The 14,542-nt window shown below is 52.4% G+C and carries 10 protein-coding genes; 9 read left to right on the top strand and 1 reads right to left on the bottom strand.

Annotated elements, in window-relative coordinates; all coding sequences use genetic code 11:
• The first annotated feature begins 146 nt into the window (after nucleotides 1-146).
• Nucleotides 147-2,447, top strand: coding sequence for an S-layer homology domain-containing protein (locus BCV73_RS21955; protein WP_256992945.1), 2,301 nt, complete (start codon nucleotides 147-149; stop codon nucleotides 2,445-2,447).
• Between the two features lie 63 nt (nucleotides 2,448-2,510).
• Here BCV73_RS21955 and BCV73_RS21950 read toward each other — a convergent pair whose 3' ends face one another.
• Nucleotides 2,511-3,344: a helix-turn-helix transcriptional regulator gene (locus BCV73_RS21950; protein ID WP_089548525.1), complete on the bottom strand. Its 834-nt coding sequence runs from the start codon at nucleotides 3,342-3,344 to the stop codon at nucleotides 2,511-2,513.
• Between the two features lie 170 nt (nucleotides 3,345-3,514).
• Here BCV73_RS21950 and BCV73_RS21945 point away from each other — a divergent pair, with 170 nt between their 5' ends.
• The 8 genes from BCV73_RS21945 (at nucleotide 3,515) to BCV73_RS21910 (ending at nucleotide 14,286) form a co-directional block, all read left to right on the top strand.
• Complete coding sequence (locus BCV73_RS21945) at nucleotides 3,515-4,456, top strand: NAD-dependent epimerase/dehydratase family protein (protein WP_089548524.1); 942 nt, start codon at nucleotides 3,515-3,517, stop codon at nucleotides 4,454-4,456.
• A gap of 45 nt (nucleotides 4,457-4,501) precedes the next feature.
• Nucleotides 4,502-4,621: an NAD-dependent epimerase/dehydratase family protein gene (locus BCV73_RS34810; RefSeq protein ID WP_143811885.1), complete on the top strand. Its 120-nt coding sequence runs from the start codon at nucleotides 4,502-4,504 to the stop codon at nucleotides 4,619-4,621.
• A 195-nt stretch (nucleotides 4,622-4,816) separates the two neighbouring features.
• The gene (locus tag BCV73_RS21940; RefSeq protein ID WP_240913399.1) at nucleotides 4,817-5,659 is read left to right on the top strand and encodes a MurR/RpiR family transcriptional regulator; all 843 of its coding nucleotides are present in this window, start codon (nucleotides 4,817-4,819) and stop codon (nucleotides 5,657-5,659) included.
• Between the two features lie 24 nt (nucleotides 5,660-5,683).
• Nucleotides 5,684-6,199, top strand: coding sequence for a mismatch-specific DNA-glycosylase (locus BCV73_RS21935; protein WP_089548523.1), 516 nt, complete (start codon nucleotides 5,684-5,686; stop codon nucleotides 6,197-6,199).
• 638 nt (nucleotides 6,200-6,837) lie between these two features.
• Nucleotides 6,838-8,010: a response regulator gene (locus BCV73_RS21925; protein WP_089548521.1), complete on the top strand. Its 1,173-nt coding sequence runs from the start codon at nucleotides 6,838-6,840 to the stop codon at nucleotides 8,008-8,010.
• 541 nt (nucleotides 8,011-8,551) lie between these two features.
• Nucleotides 8,552-8,806, top strand: a complete 255-nt coding sequence (locus tag BCV73_RS21920) for a hypothetical protein (protein ID WP_076173614.1) — start codon at nucleotides 8,552-8,554, stop codon at nucleotides 8,804-8,806.
• Between the two features lie 33 nt (nucleotides 8,807-8,839).
• Nucleotides 8,840-9,463, top strand: a complete 624-nt coding sequence (locus BCV73_RS21915) for a class D sortase (RefSeq protein WP_089548520.1) — start codon at nucleotides 8,840-8,842, stop codon at nucleotides 9,461-9,463.
• 278 nt (nucleotides 9,464-9,741) lie between these two features.
• The gene (locus tag BCV73_RS21910) at nucleotides 9,742-14,286 is read left to right on the top strand and encodes a collagen binding domain-containing protein (RefSeq protein WP_218828169.1); all 4,545 of its coding nucleotides are present in this window, start codon (nucleotides 9,742-9,744) and stop codon (nucleotides 14,284-14,286) included.
• Nucleotides 14,287-14,542: the final 256 nt, after the last annotated feature.

Raw genomic sequence — 14,542 nt, 5'->3', positions numbered from 1 at the left:
GAGGCCCTTTTCTTGTGGTTGTATCACATGCTCTGCGGAATATTTATGGTAAGGAGGGTGGGATGGAAGGAATTTGGCGCGGGTATCGCGAACGAATAAAATTGATTTTTTAAATGACCGTTTTAATTAAAATTGGGGGAACGAACATGGTACGCAAAGCTTTAACCGTAGTGACGGCACTTGGCGTGTTTATGGCTGCCGCTCTGCCGACAGGCGCACTGGCCAAAACCGTCGATGATTTCACCGATCTGCAGGGAGTGGACATCGCGACCAAAGCAAAACTGGAAACCTTGATCCAGGCAGGCGTTTTTCAGGGGGTCTCCGAGGATCGTTTTGGACTTAACGACACGCTTACAAGGGCCCAGTTCGCCAAGGTACTGGCGCTGATTTTGAATCTCAAGGTCGATGACAGCTTGACGAAATCATCATTTAATGACGTTGTGGCCGATGATCCCGGCAACGGATATGCGCTGCCTTACATCGAAGCCCTCAAGCAGGCGGGGATTACCACGGGGAACGCCGACGGCACGTATAATCCGGCAGGGATGGTAACGAAGGAGCAGCTGGCCGCTTTTCTTATTCGGGGACTGGGGAAAGAAGCGGAGGCAAAATCAACGCCTGGTGTTTCGAGTGATACGGTATCGGATTGGGCAAAAGGATATGTAGCCTTGGCGCTTCAGCTTAAATTGCTGGATGGATCTGCAAACGACTTTAACGGTTCTGCAACCCGCGATGACTTGATTGACGGTTTGTCCAATAGCGGAACATATCACTATGGCAATAATCAACCGTTTCGAGTCTACAGCGTTGAGCAGACGGGGGCGAGCCGCCTTCAGGTAAATCTCAGCCGTTACAGAACGAATGAAGAGCTGTCCTTTAAAGTCGTCAGTAAAAAGTATGGCGAAGTAACCGTTAAGGCGGTGGAATGGAGCGGGACAAAAGCGACCCTCATCTTGGACCGCGAGCTGGAAGAGGACTCATATGACATCACATTGACCGGAACTGGGCCGATCGACGAGAAGTATACGCAGGGTTCTACATCTACTCATCCGGAGAAGCTTGCCAGTATCAAATTTACCGATCCCAGCGATACGGTCGCCTGGGCCAAAGAGATTCCTGTTCATTTTGCTCCGTTAAACCAATTTGGGGAAACTATGGATCTGACCGCCGACGACTTTGACATTTCTTCTTCCGAAGATTTAACGACGGTCAAAGGGGAACCCACCGTACTGGTCCACATGAACAACCCGACCTTGAGAAGAGGTGACCGGTTTACCGTTTCCGTCATTGAACCGAATGGAGGTGTCGCACAGACCCGCATCTTTACCATCGGAGATACGGCAATCGTAGGAAAGCTGGAATCGAAAGGGATCACGGACGCCTCGGGCAAAGCAACCGACTCGATCATGAGCGGTGAGCAGGCGTTTTGGAACTTTACGGCATACAATCAGTATGGGGATCCAATCCGTGACCTAGAAACTCTAACAAAATATATTAGCGTCATTTCAGATAAAAGTCAGTTGAAGTTTGGCGGCATATCGGTTTCTTCAGGTAATTCGGCTCAAACCTATGCCCGACTCGTCGCAGACACTTCGTCAGAAATTCAGGTGAAGGTAACGTTAAGTGCCGCCAATACGGGAAATACATTCCAATCCTCGCTTACCCTGAAGCCGAAGCCTGTCGTAGAGCCTGCCCCGGTATATTCGCCTCCGGCCAGCACGCCTTTGCCCGACCCTGAACCGCCAGTAGAGGAGAATCCCGCAGCAGTAGTGGAGGAGATTGGGCTTGCGGGTTTGACTTCCGAATCAGTACTTGTTCAGCCGATGACGAAGAATGCCAAGAAGCTGTATTACGCGGTCATTCCAGCGGCGGATGCGCCTGCAGTTATGACTGCGGATGAGGTTAAGAACTATAAGTCAGCCCATCCTGCATCGATTAGTGGAACCGTGGATGTAACATCAACAGTCGAGCATACGAAAACAACCATTTCGCTGAGCAACCTTTCCACTAAGACCAAGTACAAAGTATTTGTTGTGGCGGTGAATGGAGAGGGGCTTTTATCCGAAGTGAAGACGCAGGAGATGGAGACGAGGTTTAAATTTAGTTTGGTGAACCCTCCGCCAATTATCATACCGGAAGGCGCAGATAATAAAGGGGCTTTATCAGGGTATGTTATGTACGATGATCCCAACCCACTTGAAGCAGCCGAGCTTTTCTTTACGCTAGATTCTTCTGACAAGCTCAGTATGGATGATGTCATCCAAAATGCTGTTCAAAAGAAACCCTTCTCGGATATAAGGAAAGCGAGTGCTGGAATGGGTTCTTTTAAAATATCCTCCATACCACCTGCTGAATCGCCTTACTACCTCTACTTAGTTATGAAGCAAGGCAGCAACAGTTACTCCGATCTACTTAAGTACCAGGTCTACTGGCCAGCACAGCCATGACCATCTAATCCATAACATGAAGAGCACCCAAACTCATTTGGGTGCTCTTTTTATAACCCATATTCATTTGCTTATTCCCCGCACCATCTCCCCCAGCCGCTCATACGCGGCCGGACTTGCCGTATACACCATCAGCTGCAAATCCGGACTCCCCGAAGGCTGGAGGTTGATATACTCGAATTCCAGGAGGCCGATCCCGGCAACCTCCCACCGTTTATAGCAATCTGATGCCTGGCTGATGTCCTGGCGGCCCCAGTAGAACCGGAACGGTTCACTCGTTTCCAGCAGCTCCTGAATAAGCGCCTGCACATCGGGATCTCCCGGGTAGCGGGCACAATCCGCCCGGAACCTTGCAATCATGACCTGCACCTTCTCGTCCCGCTCCGCTTCGTTCATGCGCCGGGTGGATTCAGTCAGGAACCGTATCAGCCAGTTTGGCCTGGCGGTATGGTCCGTGAACACGGGCAGATCGAATACGAGCTCGGCGGCGCGGTTCCATACGAGCAGATCCCATTTTCGGTCTATGACCAGCGCCGGATTCGGGTCTAGAGACCGGACCGTTCTCTCCAGCCCGGCAGGCAGGAGCGGTGCTTCCTTCGTTCCCGCGGAATCCTGCGCTTTGACAAGTCGATGCATATACTGCCGCTCATATTCATTCAGATTTAATGCCCGGGCCAGGCTGTCCAGCACCTGGACGGAGGGATTTGTCTGCCTGCCCTGCTCAAGAGCGGTATACCATGATATACCGATATGCGCGAGCTGAGCCACTTCTTCGCGGCGGAGTCCCGGGGTCCGGCGTCTGCCCAGCGAGGGCAGGCCCACTTCCGATGGATGCAGCTGCTCCCGGCGTGCGCGCAAAAACGCGCCCAATGTGAATCCGGCCGATGCTTCATTCATGCAGCAAAACCTCCTTATCCTGACACTGCCAATGGTACGTTACGCACAGGAGGGCAGTGCTTTTTTGAATGATTCATAATGTTGGAGAACGGCCTTCCGGATGCCTAGCTGGATGTATCGATCCGGGATAGGGCCCGGCGGCATTACGACTGTAAGGAGGAATCAAGCATATGATCATGATTACCGGAGGGATGGGGTTTATCGGCCTCCATGCGGCCCGCTCCCTCCTTGATCTCGGCGAAGACGTTATCATTACCCGTTATCGGGAGGATCGTCTGCCGTCTTTTCTTGTCCCTTATTTGAACAAAAGGCTGTTTATCGAAACGGTGGACGTGCTTCAAGCAGAATCCCTGCTGGGAGCAGGAAAAAAGCACGCGGTCACCGGGCTTATGCATCTGGCGTCTCCCCGTATGAACGTGCCGCCCGCAGAGGGGACGCAGCAAACCGTGCAAAGCCTGCTCCATGTTCTGGAGTGCGGCAGCCGGTTAGAGGTGAGGCGTGTCGTCCTTGCCAGTTCCATCGCGGTCTACGCGGGAGTGGAGATGCCGCTGTGGCGGGAGGACGACGCTTTGCCGGTACAGGCTCCCTATCCGATGACAGCTTACAAGAAAGTGACGGAGACGATAGGCGATTTTTATTCCAGGCAAGCCGGACTAGAGGTGGTCAGCGCTCGCTTTTCCGCCTTCGGCCCGCTGGCCCGCGGACTGTACTTCCTCCCGGCCCAGGCCGTCCACGCGGCCGTTAATGGCTTACCACTGTCGTCTTATTTGCGGGGAGGACTGCTCCCCTACGAAGAAGAAGGCATGGACGTGGCCTATGTCACGGACACGGCTGAGGCATTGGCCCGGCTGCAGACGGCCCCGTCTCTGGCCCATTCCGTCTACAACATCGGAACCGGGCAGGTAACGACCCATAAACAGATGGTCGAAGCCATTCTGCGGGTCGTACCGGACACGAGACTGGAGCTGCGCCCCGGGAAGGGAGACGGACCGCAGTATCCTGCCATGGACATTTCCCGGATATATAAGGAGCTTGGATGGCAGCCCAGGTATTCCCTGGACCTGGCGATTGCCGAATATGCTGCTTGGTTAAGGGATGGTAACCCTTTTTAATCCGATAGATGTATCTATATTATATCGACGCAAAGGAGTCATGACATGAAAATTTTGATAACGGGAGCAACCGGCCGCGTTGGGAGCCGCCTGGTGCCGTGGCTGTGGGATCAAGGATATTCCGTCAGTGTACTGGTCCATGCGCTGAATGAAGGTGCCCTTTAGTGCATGCCCCTTCCGTCATCCCCTCGGCTTGCAATCCTCTTTTTTTGCCTATACAATAAAATTGTATTGTTGTTGGAGAAATTAACCTCCATTATTTATGATTTGGGAATTTATCTCCTAAAATGCATGCAGGTTAATAACCGCGAACCGGCTTAAAAGAGGAAGGGGAAGATACAAGTGTCCATGGTGCAGGAAATGGGAAAGACCCTGCTGAGCATCCGCAGCCATCTGAACGGACTGACGAAAACCGAGCAGAAGGTGGCCCAGTACATTTTGGAGCATGCCCAGGATATTATCTACGAATCGGTGACAGAGCTCGCCGAGAAGGCGGATGTCGGGGAAACGACAGTGCTCCGCTTCTGCCGCAAGCTGAAGTTTCAAGGCTTTCAGGACTTCAAGCTGTCTTTGGCGCAGGATCTGGTGAAGCCAACGGACCATATTCATAAAGAGATTTCCGAGGATGACGACGCGGTCACGCTCAGCCAGAAAATTATCGGTACGCACATCCAGACCCTCGACCAGACGCGCGAGCTGATCAATGGGGAGCAGCTGAGCAAGGCGATTGAGTGCCTGTTAAGCGCATCGTCCATCCACTTTTTTGGCGTGGGGTCTTCGGGCCTGACGGCGATGCAGGGGGCCCACAGCTTTGCCCGGATCGGCAAGCGGAGTACGGCGGTTGCGGATACCCATTTTCAGGCGATGGGCGCTTCGCTTATGACGAGCAGCGACGTAGCCGTAGGCTTGTCCATCTCGGGCAGCACCAAGGATACGATCGACAATTTGAATTTGGCAAAAAAGGCGGGTGCCCGCATTATTGCGATTACGAGCAACGCCCGTTCCCCGATTACGAAGGTAGCGGACATCGTGCTGATTATGGTAGGCCGGGAGAATCCGCTTCAGGGAAGCTCTTTGTCGGCGAAAATGTCCCAGCTGGCCGTCATCGACATGCTGAACGTCGCCGTATCTTTGCGAATGAAGGATGAAGCGCTGAAGTACCGGGAGATCACGGCCAAAGCGACATCGGATAAATTGTATTAACCGGAAATAAAGGAGGGGATGAGGATGCCCGAGGTACCAGATCATCTCGATGATGGCTTGTCCATCCTGTTTATCGGCTTTAATCCCAGCCTGCAGTCCGGAGAAACCGGGCACCATTACGCTAACCCGCGGAACAATTTTTACCGTATTTTGCACCGTTCAGGGCTGACGCCGAGACTGTACGATGCTTCGGAGGACCAGGACCTTCTGAAGCTCGGCTACGGTTTCACGAATATTGTGGCAAGACCAACCCGGGGCGTGGACGATATCGAGCGGCAGGAGTACGCGGAGGGAAGGGAGATTCTCCGGGGAAAACTGCGGCAGTACCTGCCGCGGATCGCCTGTTTTGTCGGCAAAGGCGTGTACACGGAATACAGCCGGCGCTCCAAAGTGGATTGGGGATTTCAGCCGGACCCCGTCATCCCGGAAATCCATGAGTTTGTGGCCCCCAGCTCAAGCGGGCTCGTGCGGATGCCGATGGAGGAGATCGTCGGAATCTACCGCCGGCTGGCGGAGTTTATAGAGAAGCAGGGATCCTGACTTGCACCGGCCCATCGAAGCAGGCGAAGCTCATTGGAAGCCCTGCTTTTTTGCGTTCAAACCTGCGGGTAACGAGAAAAATGATCATGAGAGGACACGGATAGTTCCCATTGTCCTTTCATCTACATATAAGTAGAATAAGGTGCTGAGCGTGAAGACCGCCGGCACAGCCTTTACAGCGTGACACCTCAGATAATGGAGGATTTCCAATATGTCCAAAAGGAACCTCACCACAAGGAGACTCACCAAAAGGAATGACACCAAAAGAAATGACGCCAAAAGAAAGCTTCGTCCGAAAAAGAGGCGCCGGCAGTCCGCAGAAGATCAAAAACTGAACCAACTCGCGTATACCTCGTCATTTCTTGTCGTCATTGCTTTAATTATAAAATTGATCAATATCGCGTTCTACAGTTAAAGGTTGTTTGTCCTCCGTACTTAAATTCACTAATTTACTAAACGAATTGAATCGATGCCGAATTAATGATACTCTCGAATGGGGTAATCGTGGAGCAGCTCTGTGATGAAGCTTTTTTGCGGGGCTGCTTGCGGTATTGTCGTACATGATCTGACTCCAGCACAAAATCGCATCATTGGAAGACGGCATGTTCGAAATGGCCTGAAAGGAGAACGCATAGACCTTGAAGATTATTCTTGTTGATGACGAATATCTTGCTTTGAAGAAAATGGAACGGCTCCTGCAGTCGCTGGAAGGCGTAAATCTGGAGCCGCTGACTGTCCGAGCCTTCCAAAGCCCTCTTCAAGCGCTGGATGCAGCGGCAGAGGACGCCCCGGACCTTGCCTTTCTGGATATCGATATGCCGGAAATGACGGGTTTTGAGCTGGCTGACCGCTTGCTCGCCATGTATCCTGGTCTGGAGGTTGTGTTTGTAACGGCCTATCAGGAGTTTGCTATAAAAGCTTTTGAGATTAACGCGCTGGACTATTTACTAAAACCGATTCATCCCGATAGACTGGCTGTCACGATGAAACGGGTGGCTTCCTCACCGTCGGAAGGTGCCCCTACGGAAGAGGGACGATCCGTAAACCATATGATGCTTTGCTGCCTGAAAAACCTGCACTTTCGATCCGCCGACGGCAAGCCCCATTCTTTTTCCTGGAGAACCCTGAAAGCACCGGAGTTGTTTGCATACCTGATCTATTACCGGAATAAAACCGTAAGCAAGCAAACCCTGATCGACCTGTTATGGCCGGATTTTAACCTGAAGAGAGCGACAACACAGCTTCACACGGCCATCTATCAAATTAGGAAAACGATTAAGACGAGCGGCATGGATCTACATATCAAGTTTCAGGATGAAGGGTACCGGCTTGAATTCGGCAATGTGACACTGGATATCGAGGAATGGGAAAAAGATCTGCGCGGCGCCCCGCCAGTGGCGCCTGAAAGCCTTCCGGAGCATATCGCCATCATGGATAAGTACCCTGGGGATTTTCTGGATGAACATGGGTACGGGTGGGCAGAGCCCGAACAAGAGCGGACCCGGCTGCTCTGGTTTGACCATGCGAAGAGAATCGCCGAATGCTGTGCTGGCCTCGAACAGCATGCGGAAGCGATCGGATTGTATCAGGAAATGATCCGAAAAATGCCTTACAGGGAAGAGGGGTACGAAGGATTAATGAAGCTGTATGCCTCCCTCAATCAACGGGTCGGAGTCCGCCGGCTGTACCAGCAGATGACATCGGTTTTCTTGGAAGACTACGATATGGCTCCCAGTAAAGAGATCTCAGCCTGGTTCGAGGCGTGGGAGAAGGAACGCGTGCATGAGAAGGAAGAAGCAGACGTCCAATAATGAGAGAGATTAAACGTGAATCTCCGCTGTTAAGGGAAATGATTTACGGGCTCTTGTTTTTTGGAAGCGATGTCTACGGTCTTGTATAATACTTGTTCTTTTATGAGAATCTCCTTGATTTCTGCGTTCGACATTGTACTATATTTGAGCAACGTTTCCTTGAGAATGCGCGTAACTTCCATGGATCCTCCTCAAATATCTTTATCTCTGACATATCGGTCCCAAATCTCGGGTTCCACGATATGAAGTATATGTTTGTATTATACAAAGTAGAAATGAACTTTATCTGAATATAGCATGGGAATGAAGAAGAAAACGGGTGCTGGAATAAGCATCCGTTTATTTTTTAGAAAAGCCTAAGTGTGTTGAAGGTCTGTTTTTTATCCATATTCAGAATTTATCCAGTCCGTTATGGTTTAATCGGGGTATGTTGGGTATCAGTATATTAATGCCTGATCCGCCGTCTCTGCGGCGAGAAGACAAATAAAGGTTATGTGGTGATCATATGAAACTATCCGACAAACAAAGGGAAGCGCTAAGCATGGCGCAACAACATGGCGGGCGGCTGCAACGCTGGAAGCATGGCGGGTATTGGACTTATGAGAGGGAGCCGGACGACTCCCGGAACCTATCGAAGCCGGGGTGGTATTGTACGACCAATACCGTTTTTGCGCTCGTTCGGCGGGGGCTTGTGAAAATGGACCACTGGGAGAGCTGCACGCTTACACCAGAACCGAAACGCGTCTTATTTGCAGGGATGGTCTGGGAAGAGAAATCCGGGAAGAAAAGCGGGTGACCACCAATTAAGATCAAACTATGGGCAGGCATCATGATTGCGGCTGGCGTAATCCTGCTGTGTTATCCAAAACTGGCCGAATGGAGGGAAAACGCAGCGCAGCAGAAGCTGGCACGCGGATGGGAGCACAGTTTTCAGAACATCGGCGTGTCCGAGGAGGAACTTTCGGCCGGTGCTGCTGGCGGTGCCACAGATTACGACAAAGCAGACAATGAACCGAAGGGAATCTCGGCTGCAGCTTCTACCAATCCTCAGGACGGGAAGGTGGAGGGCATGCTTGTCATCGAGAAAATCGACTTAAAGCTGCCCATCCTGCACGGCGCCACCAAAAAGAATATGAAAACCAGCCTTGCCAGCATCGAGCATACCGGCATAGCCGGCCAGATCGGCAATTATGCTGTTGCAGGCCACCGCAGCCGGACATACGGCCGCAACTTCAACCGGCTGGACGAGCTCCAACCGGGGGATACCATCCGTGTAGACACCGGTTTAGAGATATTTGAATATACGGTGACAGACAAGCTTGTCGTCAAGCCGGAAGAGGTATGGGTACTTGAGGCAAACGGCCGGGACAGGGAAATCACCCTGGTGACCTGCGATCCGCTCGTGAATCCAACGCACCGGTTGATCATCAAAGGCAAGATGAAGTCTTCATAAACGCTCCTGCCTCCATGTGGAGGCGGGGCGTTTTTTATGATTCAGAGTGCCGACGCCATCGTGTACATGAAGTTTCCGTACCTTCACTAGGCCCTCCAAATCCCGAAAGTGAGATTCAGAACTTATTCAGAGGGACCCTTTATAGTGATTTTGTTTGCTGGTTCGACAAACACGGGCAAAACGCATCATTTTTTGCCAGCAGATACATTTCGATATAGAGAGTGAGAGGTGAAATCTGAAGGATGAGGAAAACATTTGGGAAGGTGCCCTATGTGTTAATGGCAGTATTTCTGCTGATTAACCTGCTGGTTCCTTCCGGTCTGGTGCGTGCTGAAACGGACGCCACCGGAGGTACAACCGGAGCGGTGGTGGTGACGGAGTCGGATACAGCCGCTTCGGATGCTTCAAGTGAGCCCGGCGGGGACGCACCGGCTTCCGGTGACGGAACCGTGACCCCGGGCAATCAGGGAACGGATATGCCGGTTGGGGATGCTCCAGCGGCCCCTGGGGAGGAGCCACCCGCAGTACCGGCTGAACCCGACCCATCCACCGAAACGCCAGCTGCCCCGGACGAGACTGCTGCCCCTGAAGGAGCTGTACAGGCGGATGCAGACCCGGCGCAGGGTGAGGTGATTACGAAGAACATCATTACCGATGTGCAGATGAAGGACGAAGAGGGCAACAAGCTTCAGGACATCCGAGTCGATATGGGAGCCAGGGTTCAAGTGGACGTGTATTGGACGCTTCCCGCAGACCACGGTTACCACGAAGGGGCTACGTTTACCTTCGATCTCCCAGACAAATTCAAGCCGGACCGGGAATTGGACGGCCCCCTCACTGGCGACGTAGGTACCTATCATATTTCGACCGACGGTCAGGTCACCTTTACGTTCAGCAAGGAAATCGAGGATAACCTCGAATGGTCCGGGGATTTTTACGTATGGAGAAACTTCGACGGAAGCAAGTTTTCCGGCGGGACCAAGCAGGACATCGTTTTTGATTATCCTGATGATCCCATCGTCATCCCCATCCATTTTAACAACCCTACAGGCAGCGAAATCGACAAGTCCGGAACGCCGAACAAAGCGATGAACCCGAGTGAAATTACCTGGACGGTTGATTTCAACAAGGGTGAGCGTATGCTGACGGATGCGCAATTCAAGGATACGCTGCCGGAAGGTTTGGAGCTGATCCCGGATTCCATTGAAGTGCATAAGCTGCAGGTTCAGCTGGACGGATCGGTGGTGGAAGCTCAGGATCCGTTTACAGGTTATGAGAAGATGAACGACTCCCTGAGCGGGTTTGAGCTAAAGTTTAATGGAAGCTCGGACAGCGCGTATCGGGTCCATTACAAGACAAAAATCACGAAAACGACGGACACAGCGTACACCAACAATGTGGAAGTCAACGGTGGCGGGCTGCCGCAGCCTCTGACGAAGTCGGCTAAGGTGGACACAAAGTACAGCAAGCCGCTCGGTAAAAAGTCCACAGGCTATGACGCAAATAGTCAAACTATCTCTTGGGCGATCCAGTATAACTACAATGAGCAGAGTTTGACGCAGGACAAGGCCTGGATCAACGATAAGTTCGATACGGCTACCCAGGAACTAGTGGGCGATTCGTTCGAAGTGTACGAGATGACGATTGATGATAATGGTACCGCTTCGCAAAAAAACGGAACGGCTCTTACTAAGGGCACCGATTACACCGTGACAAAATCGGAAACGGGCTTCAATCTCCAGTTCACGCATGATGTCAACGCTGCCTATGAAATTCGATACCAGACGAAGGCATCCGGACGCGTGTATGAAAATGGAGATGTCCAAAATACGGTAAGCATGCCGGGTGTACCGGAAGTTACGGTTGGACAACCAATTAAGCAGGTCATTTTCTGGAAAACGTACACAGGCACGAACTACAGCGACAAGACCATCGACTGGAAGCTTAGCCTGAACGATGACAAGAAGAATATGACGGATGTTGTCATTACGGATAACTTCGCAGGTCAGCACATGGAGCTGATTCCGGAGACTGTTGGAATTGACGGAATGAGCAAGGATGATTATACGGTTGAGCCTAATCCGGATTATGATACCGGGTTCAAGATCACGTTCCTAAAGGATATCGATTCGAGCTATGTGATCACGTACCAAACGAGCTTCGATCCGACCGCAGGCCAAATGAATGAATATTCGAACACTGCCCAAGTCGACTGGAAGGAAGGCGGCGTACAGCAGCCAGCCATCAGCAAAACCGTAAGCGCTCCGGCCGACGACTTCACCAAAAACAACGGCAGCAAAACCGGAAGCTATGACGCGACGACCAAGGAAATCACCTGGGCCTTAAACGTGAACTACAACCTGTATCACGTGAACGAGGCCGTCGTCAGGGATTTCTATTCGGGAGAGCAGACGTTCTTGGCAGACTCCCTGGTCGTTCAACCACTGGAGCTCACAGGTGGTGCGAATGGCGTTAAACCAGTGGGAACCCCGCTTGTACTGAACGCGGATTACACGTTAGAGACGCTGTCGGACAATGACAAACATGGTTTTGAGCTCGTGTTCAAAAAACCGATCGACGGCGCCTACCGGATCACGTACAAAACGAGCCTGAAAGACCATCCGGTGGCAGCAAACTACAGCAATGCCGCCGAAATGTACGACCGCGCACTGCCGGATACCAAGCTCTTTGTACAGTCTACCAATGTGAATCCGAAGTACGGCGGCGAATACATCAACAAAACGGGCGTACAGGGAGCCGCTGCGGATCAGGATTTTGCCTACTGGACCCTCAATGTGAACCGCAGCCAGTCCATCGTGGAGAATGCAGTGCTGACGGATACACTATCCACGAACCAGATTCTGATTCCGTCTTCGTTTGAGTTGTACAGTACGGCAGTGGACAAGAATGGAAACTTGACACAAAAGGCGCTCGTGGACCCTGATACATATACGCTTGACGTCCAGGATAATGCCTTTACCCTGACCTTCAAGAACACGATTCAGGAAGCGTACATTCTGAAGTACAAGTCGTTCATCAATGCCGATAGTGGCGAAACGATCACCAACAGCGCCAAATTTGCTGGCCAATCCTCGGGAAGCGTCAGCAAGGACGAAAATAAAATCGTCAATGTCAGCTTCTCGGGAGCTGGCGGCGGTGCCCAGACGGGCAAAGGAGACCTGACGATCATTAAAAAGGATGCAGGTTCAGGTGCTCCACTGGCTGACGCCCGTTTCGGACTCTATGATAAGACCGGCAAGACCCTCATTCGGGAGCTCGTTACCGATGATCAAGGGGAAGCGGTTTTCAGCAATACCCGGTACAATGACTACGTGTTGAAGGAATTGGCTGCCCCAGCTGGATATCTCATCGATGATGAATACCGGGCCGGCAAGAAGATTACTTTCAAAGCGGATGCAGCCGAAATAACCGTCACGAATACGAAAGGCGTATGGGATTACGAGCTTACGAAGGTAGACAAGGATGATCCTGCTAAGGTTCTGAAAGGAGCCGTGTTTAAACTCCAAAAAGACGTGAACGGTACTTTCGAAGATGTCCCAGGGAAGACCGAGCTGTCTACGGAAGACGACGGGAAAATCCTGCTGGCCCATCTCGACGCTGGGAGCTACCAGTTGATCGAAGTGACAGCTCCTAAGGGATATAAGCTCGATGCGACGCCGATTTCGTTTACCATCGATGTGAACCAGTCAATCACTAAACAAGGTACCGCATTTAACGAAATCTATGTCGGTTCTGTGCAGCTGACCAAAACCGACGCTTATGACGGCACGCCACTGGAAGGCGCCGTGTTTAACCTGCTGGACGAGCAGGGGCACGAAGTGGCGGCAGGGCTGACTACGGATGCGGATGGTAAGGTGTCCGTTCCGAATCTCAAAGCGGGCAGCTATATGTTTGTCGAAGTTACTCCACCGGCAGGTTATCAGTCCAAGCCGGAACCGCTGAAATTCGAGATCGTGGATGACCAGCCGCTTCAGCTGACATTCACCAACGACAAGATCACCGGCTCGCTGAAGATCACCAAAATTCAAACCGGCCGACTGGATATTCCGTTGAAAGGTGCAAAGTTCCGCATTCTTGATGAGAACAAGCAGCATGTACTGGATGCCAAAGGCGAGGAACTCGCCAGTCTGGTAACGGACGAGCATGGCGAATTAGGTGTAGACGGCCTGAGACCAGGTAAGTATTACGCCGAAGAGACCGCCGCTCCGGCCGGTTACTACATTGGGGAGGCACTGACCGAATTCGAAATCGTATCCGGTCAGGAGACCAAAATCACCGTTGAGAACGGCCGCATCACCGGCGGAGGCGGCGGTGGAAGCAACGGCGGTGGCGGCGATTCCGGTGGTGGAGGTAACCAAACGAAACCGCCGGTAACGCCTACTCCGGATCCGGACGAACCGGAGCAGCCTGGGGGCAGCGAAACGCCAAGCGGCCCGAAAACTCCGAACATTCCAGGCGGAATAATTATCGGGCCGGCGCCTAGTGAACCGGGCCAGCCGTCGCAGCCGGGACAACCGTCCCAGCCAGGGCAGCCGAATGGCGGCGGCACAGCGGGCGCTGGCGGGACTGGAACGCACCCGAGCCCGGGGCATGACACTGACCCAGGCAAGAACAGCAGTGCTGGCGGCCAAACAGGCAGCAGCCAGGAGCCTGGCGAGTCATCCGCCGGGGGTGCGGCAACCCTGCCGAAGACAGGGGAAGCCAGCCCTCTGCCGATGCAGCTCGCAGGTGTGGGCTTGATTGCACTGGGCGCAGCCTTGCTCGCATTCAAGAAGAAACAAGCAGCCCAAAAGCATTTGTAGTATAAGGCAAGTAGGGTAAAGTAAGCAGGATCAAAGCAGTATAAACGAAGTAGTATAAAGCAAGCAGCCTGCCGCATAAAACGGCAGGCTGCTTTTTCATCCGTGAATCCAGCGGAGCGGACGGGTCAATTCCGGAGAAACGAAGTGGTCGCCTTTGTCAGCCCATGTTAACCTCAGAGTGGTCTATATCATCGAAAACATGGGCTGGCAACAGCGATCGGAGGAATGAGCCGTTTGCGCAGCGGGCTTACAGATG

Source organism: Paenibacillus sp. SSG-1 (assembly GCF_002224835.1).
GTDB lineage: Bacteria > Bacillota > Bacilli > Paenibacillales > Paenibacillaceae > Paenibacillus_AQ > Paenibacillus_AQ favisporus.
The sequence above is the reverse complement of the archived record's forward strand: the minus strand, read 5'-3'. Positions and strand labels throughout refer to the sequence as shown.